Source organism: uncultured Bacteroides sp. (genome assembly GCF_905207245.1).
GTDB lineage: Bacteria > Bacteroidota > Bacteroidia > Bacteroidales > Bacteroidaceae > Bacteroides.
The window spans coordinates 57,961-81,256 of sequence record NZ_CAJLKP010000017.1 but is presented as its reverse complement, the minus strand read 5'-3'; the positions used below and the strand labels follow the sequence as shown (position 1 = coordinate 81,256).

13 protein-coding genes are annotated in these 23,296 nt (G+C 45.7%); 12 read left to right on the top strand and 1 reads right to left on the bottom strand.

All coding sequences use genetic code 11. The features are described from left to right. Positions 1-223 precede the first annotated feature (223 nt). Positions 224-1,231 carry an aldo/keto reductase gene (locus QZ135_RS07730; protein WP_294607489.1) on the bottom strand — a complete coding sequence of 336 codons (1,008 nt, stop codon included), beginning with the start codon at positions 1,229-1,231 and terminating at the stop codon, positions 224-226. A gap of 184 nt (positions 1,232-1,415) precedes the next feature. Between QZ135_RS07730 and QZ135_RS07725 the strand changes: the two genes are divergently transcribed. From QZ135_RS07725 to QZ135_RS07670, 12 genes are all read left to right on the top strand, one after another. Continuing rightward, complete coding sequence (locus tag QZ135_RS07725) at positions 1,416-2,636, top strand: glycoside hydrolase family 27 protein (RefSeq protein WP_294607487.1); 1,221 nt, start codon at positions 1,416-1,418, stop codon at positions 2,634-2,636. A gap of 17 nt (positions 2,637-2,653) precedes the next feature. Beyond that, positions 2,654-4,954, top strand: coding sequence for a glycoside hydrolase family 3 N-terminal domain-containing protein (locus tag QZ135_RS07720; RefSeq protein ID WP_294607484.1), 2,301 nt, complete (start codon positions 2,654-2,656; stop codon positions 4,952-4,954). Continuing rightward, a complete protein-coding gene (galA, locus tag QZ135_RS07715; protein ID WP_308758029.1) occupies positions 4,954-7,422 on the top strand; it encodes a beta-galactosidase GalA in 2,469 nt (822 codons plus the stop codon). The genes QZ135_RS07720 and galA overlap by 1 nt, the downstream gene beginning before the upstream one ends. Positions 7,423-7,557: 135 nt before the next feature. Next, positions 7,558-8,445: an AraC family transcriptional regulator gene (locus tag QZ135_RS07710; RefSeq protein ID WP_294607478.1), complete on the top strand. Its 888-nt coding sequence runs from the start codon at positions 7,558-7,560 to the stop codon at positions 8,443-8,445. 72 nt (positions 8,446-8,517) lie between these two features. Further along, positions 8,518-9,795 carry an acetylxylan esterase gene (locus tag QZ135_RS07705; RefSeq protein WP_294607475.1) on the top strand — a complete coding sequence of 426 codons (1,278 nt, stop codon included), beginning with the start codon at positions 8,518-8,520 and terminating at the stop codon, positions 9,793-9,795. 177 nt (positions 9,796-9,972) lie between these two features. Continuing rightward, on the top strand, positions 9,973-11,259 hold the full coding sequence (locus tag QZ135_RS07700) for a cellulase family glycosylhydrolase (protein ID WP_294607473.1): 1,287 nt from the start codon (positions 9,973-9,975) through the stop codon (positions 11,257-11,259). 12 nt (positions 11,260-11,271) lie between these two features. Then, positions 11,272-12,234 carry a glycoside hydrolase family 5 protein gene (locus tag QZ135_RS07695; RefSeq protein ID WP_294607469.1) on the top strand — a complete coding sequence of 321 codons (963 nt, stop codon included), beginning with the start codon at positions 11,272-11,274 and terminating at the stop codon, positions 12,232-12,234. 3 nt (positions 12,235-12,237) lie between these two features. After that, complete coding sequence (locus tag QZ135_RS07690; protein WP_294607466.1) at positions 12,238-13,353, top strand: glycosyl hydrolase; 1,116 nt, start codon at positions 12,238-12,240, stop codon at positions 13,351-13,353. Positions 13,354-13,516: 163 nt separating this feature from the next. Then, on the top strand, positions 13,517-16,735 hold the full coding sequence (locus QZ135_RS07685; protein ID WP_294607463.1) for a TonB-dependent receptor: 3,219 nt from the start codon (positions 13,517-13,519) through the stop codon (positions 16,733-16,735). Between the two features lie 11 nt (positions 16,736-16,746). Further along, a complete protein-coding gene (locus QZ135_RS07680; protein ID WP_294607460.1) occupies positions 16,747-18,717 on the top strand; it encodes a RagB/SusD family nutrient uptake outer membrane protein in 1,971 nt (656 codons plus the stop codon). Positions 18,718-18,741: 24 nt separating this feature from the next. After that, a complete protein-coding gene (locus QZ135_RS07675) occupies positions 18,742-21,558 on the top strand; it encodes a SusC/RagA family TonB-linked outer membrane protein (protein WP_294607457.1) in 2,817 nt (938 codons plus the stop codon). Between the two features lie 19 nt (positions 21,559-21,577). Further along, a complete protein-coding gene (locus tag QZ135_RS07670; RefSeq protein ID WP_294607455.1) occupies positions 21,578-23,296 on the top strand; it encodes a RagB/SusD family nutrient uptake outer membrane protein in 1,719 nt (572 codons plus the stop codon).

The window sequence follows — 23,296 nt, the reverse complement described above, 5'->3', positions numbered from 1 at the left end:
AAAATATATTGAGTAAACTAACTTAGGTATAACAAGCGAAGTTGTCAACTAAATCCAGTACAGTACAGTGTATCTGATTGATAAGTGGTATATTGCAGTTTCCTACCGTGGGAACTGTAGTTTCCTTTAATGGGAACGAGCGTTCCCTTTCGTGGAAACGCTCGTGACTCCTCATGGAAATAAATTAGCCTGACCTGATGGAAGAAGTATCTTTTTAGTGGCTCTACTTCTGGTTATAGATTTGATTCATCTTCTCTATTTCTTCTGCTGTAAAGGTAGTGTTCTTTATTGCTTTCAGATTGTCATCCAGTTGGGCTACGGAGCTTGCGCCTATGATGACGGAAGTCACCATTTCATCTTTCAGCACCCATGCCAGTGCCATTTCGGCAAGAGTTTGTCCGCGGAGGGTGGCAAGTTCGTTGAGGGCTTTAATCTTGTTTAAGACTTCGTCTGTTAGTGCTTCTTTCTTTAGGAAACCGCCTTTGGCGATGCGTGAGTCTTCGGGGATGCTTTTCAGATAACGGTTTGTCAGTAGTCCTTGTGCCAACGGTGAGAAGGCGATGAAACCTGTTCCGTTCTCTTTGGCCTGTTGCAGAATCCCTTCTTCCTCCGGTTCCCGGTTGAACATATTATATCTTCCCTGATAAAGCAAACAATGTACATCTCTCTCTTCCAGATAGCGGTAAGCAAATTCGGCAGCTTCTTTCGGATATTTGGAGATGCCCACGTATAAAGCTTTGCCCTGTCGGACAATGTCAACGAGCGTTTGCAGTGTTTCTTCCAATGGAGTTTCCGGGTCATAGCGATGTGAGTAGAAGATGTCTACATAATCCAGGTTCATCCGTTTCAGACTTTGGTTGAGGCTGTTCATCAGATACTTTCTGGATCCCCATTCACCGTACGGGCCGGGCCACATGTCATGTCCTGCTTTGGTTGAAATGAACAGTTCGTCCCGGTAGGGAAGGAATGATTTCTTCATAATCATTCCGAAGGTTTCCTCAGCAGAACCGTAGGATGGGCCGTAGTTGTTGGCAAGATCGAAATGAGTGATACCTTGGTCGAAAGCGCGATGCGCCATCGCCTGAGAGTTGGCAAATGTATTCACGTCGCCGAAGTTGTGCCATAGACCTAAAGATATTTCGGGCAGCAGGATGCCGCTTCGTCCGCACCGGCGGTATTTCATACCATTGTCATACCGGTTGCTGTCGGGAGAGTAAATGGGGTTTATCATGCTATTGAGTTTAAGTAAGGACACAAAAGTAGGCAATTTTACTGAAACTGCCAGTCCGGCTATATATAAAAGTATGATAAATGTAATTGGAAACAAATTATACTATAATTGGATAAAATAATGCAACCGGAAATCATGCAACACCGCTATCTTTGCACCTAAACTTTAAAAGAAAGATAATACCATGAAAAAAATTATGTTAGTGGCTGTTTTAGCAGCTTTTTCTCTTACCTCCTTATTTGCTCAAAAGTACGAAAACCTGGCCTTGACACCACCCATGGGCTGGAACAGTTGGAACAAATTTGCCTGTAACATTGACGAGAACATTATAAAAGGTGTGGCCGATGCCATGGTTGAAAGCGGCTTGCGCGACGCCGGATATGTATACCTGAATCTGGATGACTGCTGGCATGGCGAACGAGACAGCCTCGGCTTTATCCAGGCAGACCCGGTAAAGTTTCCTTCCGGCATAAAGGCTTTGGCAGATTACGTACATTCAAAAGGTCTGAAGATAGGCATCTATTCGGATGCCGGACGAAAGACTTGCGGCGGACGCCCCGGAAGTTTCGGGCACGAATATCAGGATGCCTTGCAATATGCACGTTGGGGCATCGACTATCTGAAGTATGACTGGTGCGAGACGGAAGACATCAACCCCGTAGGTGCCTACAACTTGATGCGTGATGCTTTGCGGGCTGCCGGTCGTCCTATCTTGTTCAGTATGTGCGAATGGGGTACAAGCAAGCCTTGGGAATGGGCGGCCGAAACCGGACATATGTGGCGCACTACCGGAGATATTTTTAATTGCTTCGACTGCATAGACCAGCATCCCGGCTGGGCAGCCTACGGTGTGATGCAGATACTCGATATGCAGAACGGATTGCGCAAGTATGCCGGTCCCGGACACTGGAACGACCCTGATATGCTGGAAGTGGGCAATGGGCAGACGGTTAATCAGGATCGGGCACACTTCACCATGTGGTGTATGCTGGCAGCTCCGCTGATACTGGGAAATGATATCCGCAACATGTCGCAGGAGACAAAAGACATCATTCTAAATAAAGAGGTCATTGCCTTGGATCAGGACACCCTCGGTATTCAAGGCTTGAGGTTTGCTGCTGAAGATGGACTGGAATTTTGGTTTAAGCCTTTGGTAAATGATGACTGGGCATTCTGCATCCTTAACCGTACTACTGAACCGAAGGAATACACCATCGACTGGCAGAAGTTCAACCTGTATGATGATGTAGCTCGCCGCTTCACCGACTTCGACTCTAAAGTGTACAACGTCCGAAACCTGTGGACCCGGCAAGAAGAAGGAAATACGAAGAAGATGAAAAGTGTAACTATTCCGGGACATGATGTTGTGCTGTATCGTCTCAGCATGAATAAGAAGAAAAAGTGATACTAATAGAATAACGAATGAAGAAAATCATCGCAACTATGGCAATTGGAGCTTGTTTGTGTTCCTGCGGCGGAAGTCGGGAGGAAGTATATAAAGACCCTTCGGCCACTGTGAAGGATCGTGTGGAAGACTTGCTGAAACGGATGACCCTCGAAGAAAAGGTGGGGCAGATGAACCAGTTCGTCGGAGTGGAGCACATCAAGGCGAATAGTGCCGTGATGACCGAAGACGAACTCAGAAATAATACAGCCAACGCTTTCTACCCCGGCTTTACGGAGAAAGACATAGAGAAGTGGACCGAAGAAGGCCTGATAGGTTCCTTCCTGCACGTGCTTACCATTGAAGAAGCCAATTATCTGCAATCTCTCGCCATGAAGAGCCGCTTGCAGATACCTATTATATTTGGTATAGACGCCATACACGGTAATGCCAATGCGCCGGACAATACGGTCTATCCTACCAATATCAACCTTGCCTGTTCTTTTGACACGCTGATGGCCTACAAGATAGCCCGCCAGACAGCCAGGGAAATGCGAGCCATGAACATGCACTGGACTTTCAACCCGAATGTGGAAGTGGCTCGCGATGCCCGTTGGGGACGGGTAGGCGAAACTTACGGTGAAGATCCTTATCTTGTAACTTTGCTGGGCGTGCAATCCGTCAAAGGTTATCAGGGCGACCTCAATGGCAGCGAAGATGTGCTTGCCTGCATCAAGCACTTTGTAGGCGGCAGCGAACCCATCAACGGAACAAACGGCTCGCCCACCGACCTGTCCGAACGTACCTTGCGTGAAGTATTCTTCCCGCCTTTCGAAGCAGGAGTAAAAGCCGGTGCCATGTCTCTGATGACGGCCCACAACGAACTGAACGGCATCCCCTGTCATAGCAACGAGTGGCTGATGCAGGACGTTCTGCGCAGCGAATGGAAATTCCCCGGCTTCGTAGTGAGTGATTGGATGGACATTGAGCATATCCACGACCTGCACGCCACCGCCGAGAATCTGAAAGAAGCTTTTTACCAATCCATAATGGGCGGCATGGATATGCATATGCACGGCATCCACTGGAATGAGATGGTTGTGGAGCTGGTGAAAGAAGGTCGCATTCCCGAGGCACGTATAGATGAGTCCGTGCGCCGCATCCTCGACATCAAGTTCCGCCTCGGCATCTTCGAGCAGCCCTATGCCGATGAAGCCCGCACCACGCAGGTGCGCCTCTGCGATGAACATCGTGCCACAGCCCTCGAAGCTGCCCGCAATGGTATTGTGCTGCTGAAGAATGACGGTGTGCTTCCTTTATCCCCCTCGAAGTACAAAAAGATAATGGTGACCGGCATCAACGCCGACAACCAGAATATCTTGGGTGACTGGAGTGCCCCCGCAAAGGATGAAAACGTAACTACCATCCTTGAAGGCCTGAAGATGATTTCCCCCGATACCCAATTTGACTTTGTGGACCAGGGGTGGGACCCGCGCAATATGGACCCGAAGAAGGTGTCCGAAGCCGCTGCCCGTGCCCGCACTGCCGACCTCAACATCGTAGTGGCCGGTGAATACATGATGCGCTTCCGCTGGAACGACCGTACCGATGGCGAGGACACCGACCGCTCCGACCTCGACCTTGTAGGTCTCCAGAACGAGCTGATAGAGAAAGTGGCTGCTTCGGGTAAGCCAACCATCCTTATATTGGTTAACGGTCGCCCGCTTGGTGTGCATTGGGTAGCAGAGAATCTGCCTGCTATTATAGAGGCTTGGGCACCGGGCATGTATGGCGGACAGGCGGTAGCCGAGATACTTTACGGCAAAGTGAATCCCTCGGCCAAACTGGCTGTCACTATTCCTCACAGTGTGGGCCAGTTGCAGATGATTTACAATCATAAGCCTTCACAATACTTCCATCCTTATGCAGCTGGCAAACCAAGTAAGCCGCTTTATCCGTTCGGTTATGGTCTTTCCTATACTACATATAAATATGGTGACTTGAAACTGATGCAGAAAGAAATCGGCACAGGCGGCACAGTAGACGTGAGTGTAAAAGTAACCAATGTCGGCGACCGTGACGGGGTGGAAATCGTGCAGCTCTATATCCGCGACAAGTTCAGCAGTGTCACCCGCCCGGTGAAAGAACTGAAAGACTTCGCCCGCGTGCCGTTGAAGGCAGGAGAAAGCAAAGTGGTGAACTTCAGAATCACACCCGACAAACTGGCTTTCTATGACAAAAAGATGAAGAAGATTGTAGAACCAGGCGAGTTTATTGTAATGGTGGGTGCTTCCTCCAGCGATGAAGACTTACTGACGGAAACATTCACAGTACGATGATGAGAAAACTGACCCTGGTATGTGCAGTACTTCTGGCAGTGTTGCTTCCCTCGCAGGCGCAATCTGTTCGCGAGCGCATCTTGATGGACGAAGACTGGCAGTTCGCCTTTGGCAATGCTTCTTCTCCCGAAAAGGACTTCGGCTGTGGAACGGAATACTTCAATTATCTGACGAAGGCTGCTTCCATACACAATGAAGGCCCTTACTCGCCTAAGTTCGATGCCTCCAAATGGAGTGCAACCTGGAAGAACGTGAATCTGCCGCACGACTGGGTGGTCGATTTGCCTTACGCCCGTGAAGCAAGCCATAGCCATGGCTATAAAACGGTGGGTTATAAATACCCCGAAACCAGTGTCGGCTGGTATCGTAAGACCTTTACCGTTCCGCACGAAGACCTCGGCAAGCACCTCTATCTTCAGTTCGATGGCATCTTCCGCGATGCCCGCGTCTGGGTGAACGGTTTCTACTTGGGACACGAGCCCAGTGGCTATGCTACGCAGACCTATGACATCACTGAATATCTGAACTACGGTGAAGACAACCTGATTACCGTTCGTGCTGATGCCACCCTCGAAGAGGGCTGGTTCTACGAAGGCGCCGGCATCTATCGCCATGTGTGGCTCAACAAGACTGCCCCTGTGCATGTAGCTCCCTTTGGTACTTTCGTACATTCTCCCTTTTTGCTCGAAGAGGCCGTTGTTTTTATAGAAACTACAGTCGAAAACTCTGGTTTGCAAGTTGCTGATTATTCTTTACGTCATGTTTTGCTTGACCAAGAGGGACGTGAACTTTTGCGCAAAGATGTATTGGGCGAAATGTTGCAACCAAAGTCAAGTCATTGCAGTAAGACAACTCTGAGTTTCGGTGCTACCGACCAAGGGATGGAAGGACATCCCAAGGGTTGGTGGCCGGATAACCCCTACTTATATAAGATGCGTACCGAAGTCTATCAAGACAATAAACTGGTAGATGAATATATTACTCGTTTCGGTATGCGCAGTGCGATGTTTGATAAAAATGGTGGCTTCTTCTTGAACGGTCGGCGCTTGAAGCTGAAAGGCGTAAACATGCATCAGGACCATGCCGGTGTAGGTGCCGGCATTCCCGATGCCTTACAGTTCTATCGCCTCAAGCAGCTGAAGGCTTTCGGTTGTAACGCCTACCGCTCCTCCCACAACCCCATGACGCCCGAGATGCTTGATGCTTGTGACAGCCTCGGTATCCTCGTTATCGAAGAGAATCGCCTGCCGGGGGTCAACGAAGAGCATATCCGCCTGTTGAAACGCATGATAGACCGTGACCGTAATCATCCCAGCATCATTCTTTGGAGCGTGGGCAATGAAGAGTGGGGCATCGAATGGAAAGAAAGTGGAACCCGCATTGCCGCCACGATGCGCGAATATTGCCACCGCTTCGACCCCACACGCTCTATGACGGTTGCCTCGAGCAGTGGCCCTGCTATCCTGATTCCGGCAGATGTGGCAGGCTATAATTATATCCTCCAGAATCCCGTGGAGCAACACCGCAAGGATTATCCGCAACGAAGCGCGCTGGGTTCGGAAGAGACTACGGGCAGTGGCACGCGCGGCATTTACTTCGATGTTCACGATAAAGGCCGGATGGTGGCCCTTAACCGCAAGCACAATGGCCCGGACAGTCTCTTGAACTGTATCGAGCGCGGCTGGAAGTTTTACGATGAGCGTCCCTACCTTGCCGGAATCTTCTACTGGACGGGCTTCGACTACCGTGGCGAACGCAACCCGATGAAGTTTCCTGCCACCGGCTCGCAGTTCGGCATTCTGGATTATTGCGGCTTCCCCAAGGATGAAGCCTGGTACTTGAAGTCTTGGTGGACGGACGAGCCGGTATTGCATATTCTACCCCACTGGAACCTGCAAGGGCACGAAGGTGAGAATATCGACATATGGGTATATAGCAACTGCGACGAAGTGGAGCTGACCGTAAATGGCAAGAACTTAGGCCGCAAATCCATGCCGAAGAACGGTCACCTCTCCTGGACGGCCGTCTATCAACCCGGTGCGGTGAAAGCCACGGGGTATACAGGCGGAAAGAAGATTCTTACCCGCAGCATGGAGACTACTGGTGTTCCTGCCCTCATCTCCCTCACTGCCGATCGCTCTGTCATCAGGGCCGACAATCGAGATGTTGCTGTCTGCCGCGTGGAATTTCAAGACAAGAAGAAACGCTTTGTTCCTACGGCCTGCAATGATTTGACGATTACAGTTAGCGGCCCTGTGCGCATACTTGGAGTAGGCAATGGCGACCCTGCCTATCAGACTACAGAACGTCCTGTGGATACCAACACCCGTACCTATCAGGTAAAAGCCTTCAATGGTCTTGCCCAGATATTGCTTCAAAGCACCGGTGAGGTAGGAGAAGCCACGCTCACCGTTGGCACGGGCAGCCTTCCCGGCGCATCTTTAGTAATAAGGCTGAAAGAACGATAAATAATATATTCGCAGTAGGAATGTGTATCTATACACTCGATGACTATTGTTCCTACTAATTGTTACAAACCTTACTGTTGTAAGTTTAAAAAGAATGACTATATTTGTCGTGTGATACTATTTTAACCAATTACCATGGAAAACCAGAACTACATTATGAGGGAGATTACTCCTTTGTCGGACCGAGATTGTTTCTACATTGCCGACCGGCATAAGACAGAATTCACCTATCCAATACACTGCCATGCCGAATACGAGCTGAACTTCACCGAACATGCTTCCGGCGTTCGCCGCGTGGTAGGAGACTCTGCCGAGGTTATCGGAGACTATGACCTGGTATTGATTACTGGCAAGGAACTGGAGCATGTGTGGGAGCAGCACGAATGTACTTCCAAAGACATACGTGAGATTACCATCCACTTCTCTTCCGATTTGTTTTTTGGGAATGTCATCAACAAAAATCAGTTTAATAGTATCCGCCAGATGCTGGAACGGGCCAAATGTGGACTTTGCTTTCCGATGCAGGCCATCATGAAGGTATATAATTGGCTGGACAAATTGGCCTCTGAGGAACAGGGATTCTATGCGGTGATGCATTTTCTGAGAATTTTGTATGAACTGTCTCAATATGATGATGCAAAGGTGCTTTCCAGCTCATCATTTGCCAAGATAGAGACCTTCTCGGATAGCCGGCGTGTGCAGCGTGTGCAGAAGTATATTGCCGCTCATTATCAGGAAGACATCAGGCTGAATACGCTAGCGGATATGGTGGGAATGACACCGGTTTCGTTCAGTCGCTTCTTCCGTTTGCGCACGGGGAAGACGCTTTCGGACTATATCATTGATATTCGTCTGGGTTTTGCCACACGATTGCTGGTAGACTCTACGCGGACAATAGCCGAAATCTGCTACGACTGTGGCTTCAATAATCTGTCTAACTTCAACAGGATGTTCAAGCGAAAGAAGGATTGCTCGCCGAAAGAATTCAGGGAGAACTATCGGAAGAAGAGGATTGTGATATGATAATATTGTATCATTCTCTTTCTTAGAAACCACGTACTTTTGCATACAACGAACAAATCTTATTTTTATACCATGAAAAAGATTACACTTCTTTTTATGTCCTTACTGTGCGCATTAGTTGTTGCAGCACAGATACGTGGAAATGAAATCCGCGTAATTGTTTCTCCCGACCATACCGATTGGAATTACCGGCCGAATGAAAAATGTACATTTACAGTCCGAGTGATGAAAGCACAGAATCTTCTGCCGGATGTGACGGTGGATTACGAGCTTGGTCCCGAAATGTATCCCACCGAAACAAAGAAGGGATTAGTGCTTAAAGATGGAGTACTCAAAGTGCAAGGCACCATGGAGACACCCGGTTTTCTGCGTTGCAAAGTGACGGCGCATATAGGAAGCCATAAGTATGAAGGGCTGGCTACTGCTGCTTATGCACCCCAACAGTTGCAACCCATTACACAGCTGCCTGATGATTTTCTGGATTATTGGGCAAATACGCTGTTCGATGCAAGAAAGAGCCCTCTGAACCCTGTGATGACCTTGCTTCCGGAGCATTGCACGGAAACGGACAATGTTTATCAGGTAAGTTTCCGGACGAAAGCTTGGGGTGGTCGTTTCTACGGCATACTCAGTGTGCCGAAGAAAGAAGGGAAATATCCTGCTTTGCTGCGCGTGCCCGGAGCAGGTGTTCGTCCTTATGGTGGAGATACTTATACGGCTCCCGGTAAAGTCATCACTTTGGAAGTCGGCATCCACGGCATCCCTGTGACGATGGAACAGTCGGTTTATGATGCCCTTGCCGCCGGTGCGCTGAATAATTACTGGACCTTCGGGCGAGATAACCGGGATAACATCTACTATAACCGTGTAGTGGTAGGTGTCCTGCGTGCAGTAGACTTTATCTGCTCTCTGCCCCAATATAACGGCAATACCTTAGGCGTAACCGGTTCAAGCCAGGGTGGTGCGCTTTCTGTGATGACGGCTGCCCTCGACCCTCGCGTTACTTTCTTTGCTGCCGTACATCCGGCACTGTGCGACCATGAAGCGTACACAAAGAAGCGTGCCTGCGGTTGGCCACATTACTTTTATTATTATGGGGCTCCGAGTGAGAAGGAACTTCAGACAATTCGTTATTATGATACTGCTAACTTTGCCCGTTGCCTCAAGGTGCCCGGATGGTTCAGCTGGGGATATAATGATGAAGTCTGCCCGCCTACATCCATGTACGCCGCCTACAATGCCATTACGGCTCCAAAGGAGCTGCATCCCTATCTGGAGACAGGTCACTACTGGTACCAGGAGCAGTGGGATGAGTGGATGGAATGGTTAAGAAAGCAGTTAGGACTTTAAAATGCCTCATTAAAACAAGTTAATAAAGAGAACCAGCTATGAGACAACTCTACGTTTCATGGCTGATTCTTTATGACGCTACTCTTTAATATCATTACGTTAATTAATTGATAAAATAATATCGTTTTCCACTATCAAAAACCTCTATTTTTGCATTGTCACTTAAATGCTAATAATATGAAACATCTTTTCTTTTGCTCAATGCTTTGGCTACTTCTCGGAGCGTGTAGTCCTACACCGGTGAAACACTCGTTTATAAAGGTAAATAATGAAGGGCAGTTTATTCGTGATGGAAAACCTTACTATTACGTAGGAACTAACTTTTGGTATGGCGCCATCCTTGGCTCTGAAGGTGAAGGCGGTAATCGCGAACGCTTGCACAAAGAATTGGATTTCTTGAAAAATATCGGTATCAATAATCTGCGTGTATTGGTGGGAGCCGATGGTGAAAACGGAGTAAAAACCCGCGTGGAACCTTCCTTGCAAGTGGCACCAGGTGTATATAATGATACTATTTTAGCCGGGCTGGACTACTTCATGAACGAGTTGCGTAAACGCGATATGACGGCCGTACTCTATCTGAATAATTCTTGGGAATGGAGTGGCGGTTACTCCATGTATCTGCAATGGTCGGGACATGGCAAAGCGGTGGTGCCGGCAGTCGACGGCTGGCCGGCCTATATGGAGTATGTGAAACAATTTCAGCAATCAGACAGCGCGAAGGCTTTGTTTGCCAACTACGTCAAGGATATTATAACAAGAACAAATAGGTATAATAAGATAAGGTATGTGGATGATCCTACACTCATGTCTTGGCAGATAGGCAATGAGCCTCGCGCTTTCTCTGATGATAACAAAGAGCCTTTCGCTCAATGGATGGCAGATGTAGCTTCGTTAATTAAATCGCTCGACCCCAATCACATGGTATCGTCCGGTAGCGAAGGTTTGTGGGGATGCGAGAATGATATCACTCTCTTCGAAAAGATACATGCTGATGCGAACATCGATTACCTCAACATTCATGTATGGCCTTATAATTGGGGTTGGGTAAAGGCAGATAGTCTGATGGAACTTCTTCCGCAAGCAAAAGAAAATACAAAGAAGTATATTGATGAGCACATGGTTGTGGCAAAGAAGTACCACAAACCGGTTGTACTTGAAGAATTCGGTTTCCCGCGCGATGGCTTCAAATTCTCTAAAGAGTCTTCCACTAATGCACGTGATGAATATTACCGTTATGTATTCGATTTGATTCGGCAGGACCGTGAAAGTGGCGGACTCTTTGCCGGATGTAACTTCTGGGCATGGGGTGGCTTTGCTGAGCAAGTTCCTGGACATGTGTTTTGGGAAAAAGGAGATGATTATATGGGAGACCCTGCACAGGAAGAACAGGGCTTGAACTCTGTTTTTGCCACAGATACAACGGTTGAGATTATTAAGGTTGAAAACGAAAAATTGAAATGAAAGGAGTAGGTTATGAAAATTGTGAAGTATATTTATCTGATTGTCTTAATTTCGGTATTGTTTGGTTGTGGCTCTTCCGGCGCAACTGGCAAAGATGAAAGCCAATTATCAGTAGAGGGGACTTTCCTAGTGAACGGAAAAGGTGAAAAGGTAGTATTGCAAGGTATCAGCTTTGGCTGGCATAACTGGTGGCCTCGCTTTTACAATGCATCTGTAGTGAAACAGTTGAAGCAAGAATGGAACTGCACAGTAGTGCGCGCAGCAATGGGTGTAGAACCCGATGGAGCTTATCTGAACAATCCGGAGAAGGCAATAGCTTGTGTAACGGCAGTGGCCGATGAGGCTATTAAAAATAATATGTATGTCATTATCGACTGGCATAGCCATGGTATACATACAGAAGAAGCTAAGGAGTTTTTTACAAAAATGGCCAATCGCTACAAGGATTCGCCTTATGTGATTTATGAGATATTCAATGAACCGGTGGAAGACTCCTGGGAAACGGTGAAAACTTATTCGGAAGAGGTGATTCGTGCCATTCGTGCCATCGATGCCGATAATGTGATTTTGGTAGGTACTCCTCATTGGGATCAGGATGTCCATCTGGCTGCAGATAATCCTATAGCAGGATATAAGAATATTATGTACACGTTGCATTTTTACGCTGCTACCCATGGACAGTACCTGCGGGAGCGTGCCGACTATGCATTGAGTAAGGGATTGCCTCTGTTTGTGTCTGAGTGTGCCGGTATGGAAGCCAGCGGCGACGGACCGGTGAACCGACAAGAATGGGATGCTTGGCGTAATTGGATGCAGAAGCATGACATTAGCTGGGTATGCTGGTCGGTATCTGATAAAGATGAAACTTGCTCTATGCTTTATCCTGATGCTTTATCCGAAGGCAACTGGACAGAGACAGATTTGAAAGACTGGGGCCGTATCGTGAAGAAGGAACTGCAAAATATGGAGGAATAAATTATGAAGCTTAAATTGATACTGATAATCTGCCTGCCGTCTTTCTTGGGGCTGAATCTTAAGGCTCAGTCTTTGGTAGATAATGAAGCTACAGCCGAAACGAAAGCGCTCTATCGGAATCTGTCGGAACTGGCAGGAAAGCATATTCTCTTCGGCCAGCAAGATGCAACTAATTACGGGCATGACTGGTCGGAAGGTGAAAATCGCAGTGATATAAAAGATGTATGCGGTTCTCATCCGGCTATGATTGGAGATGATTTTGACAAGCTGACCGTAAAAGATGAAAAAAGACTGGAAGAGGGCAGAAAGCGTTTGCTGAAAACCATTATGGATACGTATGAGCGTGGCGGAGTGATAACCATCTGCTGGCACAGCGCCAATCCGGTAAATGGTGGTAGCTTTTATTGGGAGAAAAATCCTGTTGAAGCAGTTGCCCACATACTTCCGGGTGGCACAAAACATCAGCAGTATTTGTTGTACCTGGATCGCATAGCCGAAGTGGCTCATGAAGCCAAAGGCAAAGGCGGAGAACTAATTCCCATTATATTCAGACCTTTTCATGAATTTGACGGTGACTGGTTCTGGTGGGGAAAAGCACATTGCACTAAAAAAGAGTTTATCCGCTTATGGCGTTTCACGGTAGATTACCTGAAAGATATAAAGCAAGTACACAATTTCTTGTATGCTTTCTCGCCAGACTGCAAGTTTACTACTGAGAAGGAATATTTGGAACGCTATCCCGGCGATAAATATGTAGATATTCTGGGAACGGATAATTATTGGGATTTCCGTCTGGATGGGGCGAATAACCCGAAATTGGCAGAAGATAAATTAAAAATAGTATCAGATATTGCAAAGAATAAACATAAACTGGCTGCATTGACTGAAACCGGCTTGGAAGGAGTGACTAACCCGGAATGGTACACTTCAGTGTTATTGCCCATCTTAAAAAATCCCGCTATAAAACTGGCTTATGTTATGGTATGGAGAAATGCAAACTATGATCCTAACCATTATTATGCTCCCTTCCCCGGTCATCCGGCCGAAGACGATTTCAGGAAATTCAAAGAAGATTCACGGATCTACTTTGAAGACCGGTTACCGGATTTATATAAATAAGAAATAGAGTAAGTTCTTTTATCATCATTGTATTATTATAGAATGATAGGGTAAAATAGTATCAGTGTGTGATTACGGAATCATGTATTTTTGTAATCAGATAGCTTAATCTATTTCAAAACAAACTTGAATACAAAATTTTAATAACTTTACTTTAATGCTGATGAAAAACATGAAGGTGTTAAAATGGTGGTTTATCATAGCTTTACTTTGCTTGATACCTCAGTTAACTTTTGCACAGAATATTCAGGTGCAAGGTTCTATCACCGATGAAATGGGAGAGACCATGATTGGTGTATCTGTCTTGATTAAAGGAACGGCAAGTGGTACAATTACTGATTCGGATGGTAATTTTACATTGTCGGTTCCTGCTGAAAGTACGTTGGTTGTTTCTTATGTTGGCTATAAAACTCAAGAAGTAAAAGTCGGGAATAGGAAGATACTTAAAATTTCGATGGATCCTGATGCGCAAGCCTTGGATGAGGTTGTTGTCATTGCTTATGGACAACAGAAAAAGGTGACTGTAACAGGATCTGTTTCTAATGTAAACAGCAAGGAACTGCTAAAGTCGCCTTCTGCTTCTTTGGGTAACGCTATTTCAGGTAAATTGCCGGGATTGTCCACTGTGCAGTACTCCGGCCTTCCCGGTGCTGATGACCCTACTATCTTTATTCGTGGTCAAGCCTCTCTGAATGGTTCTACGCCGTTGGTGTTGGTAGACGGGGTGGAGCGCTCGTTTACGCAGATTGATCCGAATGAAGTGGCTGATATTACGGTGCTGAAAGATGCTTCAGCCACGGCTGTATATGGTGTACGTGGTGCAAACGGCGTAATACTTGTAACGACTAAACGCGGTGAAGCTGGTAAGACTCAGATATCTGCTTCTACTTCATGGGGAGTTCAGACTGTTACTCAGTTCCTTGATTTTGCCGACTCCTATACGTATGCCAATACGTTCAATAATGCGCGTTTGTCTGATGGCAATAAGCCGCGTTTCTCTGATGATGTTGTGGAGCATTTCAGGAGTCACGACCAGCCTCTTCTTTATCCTGATATCGACTGGATAGACTATATCATGAAAGATGCTGCACTTCAAAGCCAACATAATATTTCGGTTACGGGAGGTAATAAGGTTGCACGTTATTTCGTTTCATTAGGTATGTTAGATCAGGACGGTATGTTTAAGACTTTCGGGGATAATGAGAAGTCCAATTTCTCATACCGTCGCTACAATTACCGCGCTAACTTGGATATTTCCTTAGGCAAGATTCATGAATTATCCATCAACTTGGGCGGACGCCTGGAAAACAAACGCTCTATCGGAAATAATGGAGGGGATAACGGTGAGGAGTATATCTTCCGTTACTTGATGGATGCCCAGCCATTCTCGGGTGCAGGAATCGTTGACGGAAAATGGATTAAAACAAATCCTGCTTTGATAGACCCTACAAATTCAGAGAATGTGGTAAGCTCACGTGATGGTCTTGATACTTTCTATGGACAAGGATATAAGGAAACTGCTACAAATGTACTGAATGTGGACTTGATTTATAAACTGAATATGGATTTCTTGACGAAGGGACTTGACTTCAGGATAAAAGGCTCATACAACTCTACTTATAATCATGTGAAGAACCGCACGAATGGAGCTCCGGCACAATATACACCTTATTTGGATGGTAGCGGAAATATCGTGTATCAAAGAAAAGGTGATTATTGGAACTTGGGTTATAATGAAAACTCATGGCCCAACAGAGACTGGTATGCTGAAGCAAGCTTTAATTACAACAGACGATTTGGCGGGCACAATGTAGGTGCACTCTTACTATATAATCAATCTAAGAGCTATTATCCGTGGGATGCTCAAAACAGTACCTATATTTCTATTCCTAAAGGATATGTCGGTTTAGTAGGTCGTGTGACTTATGACTATAAACACAGGTATATGATTGATGCCAATATGGGATACAACGGTTCGGAGAACTTTGCGAAAGGGAATCGTTATGGATTCTTCCCCTCGGTTTCTATCGGATGGACTGTGTCGGAAGAAAAGTTTTGGAAACCGGTAAAGTCGGTTGTGTCTTATTTGAAGTTGCGTGGCTCTTTGGGAACTGTGGGTAATGATAACTGTCAAGGATACCGCTATCTTTATTTGCCGGCTGCCTGGCAGATTACAAACGGATATTATAATAATGTAGGCGACTTTGCTGGATATAACTTTGGTACCACTAATACTACGTTCCTGAATGTGGCACGTGAATACTCTTCTGCTTCGCCTGATGTGACATGGGAAACAGCGGTGAAATACAACTTTGGTCTTGATGCCAAATTCTGGGATGATAAGATTAGCTTGAGCTTTGACTATTTTAAAGAAGACCGTAAGAACATCCTGATTAATAATGAAAATATGATTCAGGCTCCCACAGCCTTGCGTCCCTCTTATATTAACTATGGACGGGTGAAGAACCATGGTTATGAAATTACCCTGAGCTATTCGGACCGCATAGGTAAGGACTTCTCTTTTACGATATCGCCGACTTTATCTTATGCCAAGAATAAAATAGTGGAGCAGGCAGAAATAACCAAACCTGATAAGTTGGTTAAGGCCGACAGCTATATGGGCAAGAAATTGGGCTTGAAAGAAGATACAGAAGTTTCCCCGGACTGGACGTATGCTACCGGTAATTCAATAGGCTCCCGAAAAGGATACCTCTTCTTTGAGTTTTATGAGAAAGGGAAAACGGAAGAGCGTTACAAAGCTGCTTATGGTGCAGACATGCCGTCTCAGTTGGTGGCAAGTTTGATGAATGGTGATGCAGTATATGTTGATTTGGACGGTGATGGTGTGATATCCGAAGAGTACGACCAGATGCACATGGGATATACGGATAATCCTGAGTATACTTTTGCTTTGAATCTGAGTCTTCAATATAAGAATTTGGATTTCTCAATGTTATGGTCGGGCGCAACGCATGTTTCCAGAAACTTGGATGGTGTATATCGCCAACCCTTCGGGCAGCAATATAACTCTTCTTTGCTGCAATGGGTGGTAGATAATGCCTGGACTCCGGAAACAGCTTCATCGGCTAAGCTGCCCCGTATTACTTTTGCCAATGAAAAGCAAAATCAGGCTAACTCTAATATCTGGTATTATGATGCCAAGTATATACGTCTGAAGAATGTAGAAATAGGATATAATTTCAGGAACGTATCATGGTTACCAAAATCTGCTAACTTGCGTTTGTATCTGAACGGAACGAACCTGTTGACTTTTACTCCGCTGGATGCCAATGATCCGGAAAATACAGGCGGAGGTTACGGTTCATTCATTAAGTATCCGTTGATGCGTGTCTTTAATTTTGGTGTAAAGGTTAACTTCTAAAAATGTATCAGATGAAAAAACTTAAATATATTATTGGTGCTGTTATAATAGCCTTTGGAGCCTCCATGTTCTCGGGATGTGTTGACCAGATTAAGGTGGGCGATGGCTTTCTGGAAAAGGCTGAAGGTGAAGATGTGGATGAAGACTTGATTTTCTCCAGGAAAGTATATACGGAATATTTGCTTTGGCAATGCTATGAGGGACTTTATTCTCCATTTAAGAATTGCTATACATTGAATGCCGGTTTGATGGAAGGTTTGTCGGACATTATGCATTCTGAGTTGGGTTGGGATGATATAGGACGTATGTTCTATACCGGCAATCTTACGGCTGCTAACGCAAACGCAGGCTGGGTGCAGAGCCGTTTTGCCTTCATATCTCAGGGAGGCATTCAAAATATGAGTAATCAGTCCAAACGTTCCATCTGGAATTGTGTAAGAGACTGTGAGTTACTGATTGACAATATTCATCGGGTGCCCGATATGACCGATGCTGAAAAGGCTCGCTATACAGCAGAAGCCAAAGTAATCCTTGCTACGAAGTATTTGGATGGTATTCGTCATTTTGGAGGTCTTCCTATTGTAGACCATGCTTTTAAAGGGGAAGACCAGATGGAAGAAGGTCGTTCTTCATTAGAGAAGACGGTAGCATTTGCCGTAGGACTTCTGGATGAAGCGATTGCAGAACCAAACCTCCCTTGGAACTTGCCGGATGCAGATTTGGCAACGTGGGCAGGACGTATGACAAAAGGTTCGGCTGTGGGCGTAAAGGCCAAACTGCTGCATTATGTAGCCAGTCCGATTTTTAACAATGATACTCCTTATTGCACAGAGCAACCTCAGGATGCTGTTGACGCACGACAGGTATGGTATGGGAACTACGACGTGCAACGCTGGCAGGCTGTGGTTGCGGCTTGTGAGCAATTCTTCCAGATGAATGATGCAAATGGCGGTTATTATAAACTGGTAGAAGCATCTTCACCTACTGAAGACGGATATCGCTCCGCTTATCGCAAGGCCTATCGTGCCAGAGGAAATAAAGAAACTCTCGTAGAGGTACATGACCGTGTATATATGACCGATTGGGACCAATCGCCGGCCAATGTTTGGCACTCGGGTGCATGTGCAGCCACGCTGGATTGGATGGAGATGTTTCCGTGGGCAGACGGTAAAGAGTATGACGGACAGAAATACTATGGACAGAAGCCTGCTGAGAAAGATATCTTTACTGATAGAGACCCTCGCTTGTATGAAACGATGGTAGTTCAGAAAAGAAATCTTAAATATCAGATTTATGGAGAAGATAACCCTATTCAGATGTGGGTTGGTGGAGAATTTAAGGTTTGCGGTTCAGACTGGGCTTGTAAACCGTGGGGATTTCCTACTTATAAATATGTGCTCGATTTAGGCTCGGATGACCAGGGTGGCCAGGGAACCATTGATGATGAACCGATACAGGTGGCTTATTTGCGTCTGGCCGAGATTTATCTCATTTATGCAGAGGCTTTGGCTGAAACAGGTAAGAATGCGGAGGCCTTGAAGCAACTCAATACGGTACGCCGCCGTGTAGGGTTGGGAGATATTGAGGTGATGAATCGTAATTTGAACTTGACTACTGATAAGAATAATCTGATTAAAGAGATTATGCGCGAACGTGTCTGTGAATTGGGATTTGAGTGTGAGAACCGGTTCCATGACATGAACCGCCGTTTAATGGTCGATGACTTTAAGAAACAGCTGCGTGGTATGCGTGTCTATCGTTTGGACGAGCAGGGTAATCGTGTAGAGAAAGCATGGAGTAAAGATAGTGGTGAGCCTTTCCCTACTAATTTCGAATATGAGGCTTATGATATTCAGGGAAGCAACCCTCGTTTTGTGTGGAGTAACCCGGATCGTTGGTCCAATAAATGGATTTTGGCTCCTTTGCCTCCCGAAGAGATCAACAAGAATTATGGTCTAACGCAGAATCCCGGTTGGAATTAATATTTGATTTTAAAATTGCGAACAATGAAAAGACATCATAAAATCTTTAAATTAAGCTTGGCTGCTGTGTGTGCTACAGTCACACTGAATATAAATGCTCAAAGTTCCTTGATTGACTACAAGAATGGTAAAGTCGATTTAGGAATGGGCATTGAGCAGAGCCAATTGTTTTCTACGGCTGCTACGCAGACTATCAGTAGTGAAGAATTAGAGAAGACTGCTGCGATCTCCCTGAAAGATGCGCTTTACGGCAGATTGTTGGGGCTAACAGCTCTGAAGCAGGGTGGTTTCTCGGGCAGTGATGGTTACGGCGCAACGATGAGCATACGTGGCAATCAGACTACCAGCGAGAATAATATGCTGATTCTGGTGGATGGGATAGAGCGCTCCATTGATTATATGACCATAGCTGAAGTCGAATCAGTGACGGTGTTAAGAGATGCCGCGGCGGTTGCCCTTTATGGTTATCAAGGTGTCAATGGCGCTATTCTGGTAAAGACGAAACGTGGAATAACCGATGGACACCGTTTATCGGTATCTTATGACCATAAGTTCACTTTTAATCCTAAGGTGGCCGATTTTGTAGATGCTTATACCTATGCACAAGCCATCAACAAAGCCCGTTCCAACGATGGGTTATCAGCGATGTATAACAACTACGAACTGAATGCCTTCCAGACAGGGCTCGAACCTTATTATTACCCCAATGTAAACTGGAAAGACGAAGCCTTCAAGGATATGGGGTCCGAAGATAAACTGAATCTGTCGATGAAGGGTGGCAATGATAAGTTGCAATACTTCGCTATGTTGGATTATACCGATAGTCGTGGTATTCTTGAAGGAACCGACCAAGGTAATTATTCCTCGCAACTGAAATTCTCGAAAGCGAATGTACGTGCGAATCTGGACGCTCAGTTGACCTCTACCACGAAAATGCAAGTAAATGCATTGGGAAGTTTCTTTGAAACGAATCGTCCGAACGGCGCCGACCCCAATGGCTTGACCTGGATGCTTTATCAGACACCGGCTTCTGCTTTTCCGGTGAAGAATGACCCTAATGGGGAGTTGGCTGATGTGTGGGGAGGAAATACGACCTATGGCATGAATAATGTGGTTGCACAGATACAAGGTTCAGGATTCCTGAAGTCTCATGCGCGTATGTTTCAAGGAGATGTTACCTTGAAGCAAGACTTGAGCTTCTGGGTAGAAGGTTTGAGTGTATCGGCCCGTGCCGGTTACAATAACTTCTCGGAGATTTACGAATCAAATGCATTGGGTTATATGTACGGTTACCAGAGATATACATTCGATTCTAATGGTGTACCATCGGGGCTAACAACATACTCTGCAGGTAATAAGACCAACAATCTGGATTATAATTATTACATCAATAAGCATAATCGTTCTTCTTATCTGTCCGTATCTGCCGATTATCAAACTTCTTTCCGTGAAGATGATGACTTCTCGGTATCTTTAATCTGGCACCAGAAGAATACAACATCCAATGGTCAATATATGACTTTCAACCGCATGAATGTGATGGGCTATCTGCATTATGACCTGAAGCAGAAATATATGGCAGACTTGGTATTGGCAATGAATGGTTCCAGCCGCTCGTATCCGCAGAAGTGGTCGTTTGCACCGACGCTTTCATTGGGATATATTTATGCTAATAAGGATGATGCTTCGTTCCTGAATTTCGGTAAGGTACGTATGTCGGCAGGCATACAGCATACAGACTATGTACCCATTCAGGGACTTTGGCTGGAGAATTACAATGGTGGCGGTGGCGATTATTATTTTGGTGCCGGTACCGGTTCGCAGGGCTGGGGTACTTTCATCGGATATCAGCCGACCCGTAATTTCAATTTGGAGACTGCTTATAAATTCAATATCGGAACGGATCTTAGACTGGCTAAATCTGTAGACGTGAATGTGGATATTTACTATCAGTTGCGTGATGACATCCTGCTTTCCGGTGACGGATTGAACTCATCTGTAATGGGTATTCCTTCCTCGTATGTAAATCAAGGAAGAGTGGCAAGCTATGGCGTTGAAGTGGGAGCTAACTGGGTGAAGAGACTGAACAATGATTTGTCATTCAATGTAGGCGGAAGTTTCACCTGGGGGCGCAATAAGCAACTCCGTACCATTGAGAATGTTGCTTATGATTATTTGTCTGCTGTTGACGGACGGGTGAATCAGGCCTGGGGACTGGAAGTTGTCGGTTTCTTCAAGGACGAAGAGGATATTGCCAACTCACCCCGGCAGAACTTTGATGTCTGCAAGCCCGGTGACTTTAAGTATAAGGATCAGAATGGAGATAAGGTAATTAATGAAGATGATGTAGTGAAGATAGGTTATGATACTTCTATTCCGGAACTGAATTATGCACTGAATTTGGGCTTTCGTTATAAAAACATCGGATTTAATGCCATGTTCCAGGGGGCAGGCATGTACACTGCTTATCTGGGAACAACAGGAGTCTGGACTCCCTTAGTGGATGGAGCTAACCTGTCGAAAGAGTATTATGAAAACAGTTGGGATATGAGTAGCAACCCTATCTATCCGCGTTTGACGTCACGTACTAACAATAATAACTACCGTGCCAACAACGTGTGGTATAAGAACGTAAATTTCCTGAAACTTAGAAACTGTGAGGTTTATTATTACTTACCGGAGAAATGGACCTCAAAGGTAAGGATGTCTCAGTGCAAGGTATTTGTGAAAGGTGAGAACCTGATGACTTTGACTAACCTGAAAGTGATGGACCCCGAAAATATAGGAACCAATTATCCTACTTTAATGGGAGTGAATCTGGGTGTATCTCTGAAGTTCTAACTGATAAAAATGAATTGATATGAAACTGATTAAATATATTTTAGCAACGGCGCTATTGTCTGTTCTCGGTACAAGTTGTGTGGACCTGAACTATACGGAAGTGACGACAAATGATGAAGATTGGGTTTATAAGAGCCCGATTTACGGCATTCAACAGTTGGTTACAAGTGTCTATGCCCATCTGCCTAATGGTTTTGACAAGAACTATGAGGGAGGTAGCGGCTCTACTCTGGCTGCGGCTACGGATGAAGCCGAATGTGCTTTGTCTAATTCGAGTGTGCATCGTTTCTACAATGGTGGTTGGAGTCCTAACAATCCTTTCTCGTTCACTTGGGAAAACTCGTATAAAGCCATTGCAGAGGCCAACAACTTCCTGGAAAAGTTGGATAAGATAGACTTGAGTGACTATGCCAGCAATAATGATTATGAAGCGATGAAGAGTAAGTTCGATTTGTTTGAGTACGAAGTCCGTTTTCTGCGTGCTTATTATTATTTCGATTTAGTGCGTACTTATGGCGATGTACCTTTCACGCTGAAAACTCTGTCGAATGTAGAAGCCAACCGGATATCACGTACACCGGCCTTGGATGTGATGAACTGGATTGTGGAAGAAATGGATGCTATAGCAGAATATCTGCCCATCACCTACACCACAGAGTTGAACCCTGAAGTGGGGCGTGCCACTCGTCCCATGTGTCTGGCATTGAAGGCTCGTACACTCTTATATAAGGCATCTCCTTTGTTCAACACTTCCAGCAATACCGGATGGTGGCTGGATGCAGCCAGAGCTAATCATGATGTGATTAAGTATGCAGCACAATGGGGCATTACGCTTGGCAACTATGCTAAAATCTGGGGTTCTGATAATGGTGACGGTTCAGAAGTCATTTTCGCTTCTAAGCAAGGTGCTTTGAATAGTTGGGAGTCTTACAACTATCCTATTGGTGTAGAGAATGGGCAGGGGGGCATGTGTCCTACACAGACTCTGGTTGATTTATATGAATATAATGATGGCAGCGGACAGACTTTCGGAGAACGTTATGCCAATGCAGATATCAATGTAACCCGTGATAATCCTTATGCTGAATTGGACCCACGTTTCGGGTTGACTATTGTGAAGAATGGTGATTTGTGGCCCAACTATAACACTACCCCGATTGAAACGTTTGAAGGCGGTATCAATGCTGCTCCATTGCTCAATGCTACTCCTACCGGATATTACCTGAAGAAGTATTGTGACGGTAACGTAAATATCTCTACCAATGATGCCACTACTGCACCTCATGCATGGGTCATCATGCGGTTGGGCGAATTTTACCTGAACTTTGCCGAAGCCATGTACCGCTATTACGGCAACGCTGAAACTGCCGGTGAATTTGATTTGACAGCAAATGGTGCCATCAATGCACTGCGTGACCGCGAAGACGTACAAATGCCCCATTGGAGTGGTAATCCTTCCGATTGGTTGCAGCGTTATCAGCGCGAGCGCTTTGTAGAACTTGCTTTCGAGAATCAACGGTTCTGGGATGTACGTCGTTGGAAGTGTGGCTCTGAACTTGCCACAGTGAAAGTGGCTAAGCTCCAGAAGAATGCCGGTGGTGATGTAGTACTGACTCGCAGGCAAGAGACACGTAATTGGGAAGATAAATATTACTTCTTCCCGATACCATTCAGTGAAATCAATAAGAATCCGAACCTGGCGCAAAACCCGGGTTGGGGAACTAATAATCAACAATAA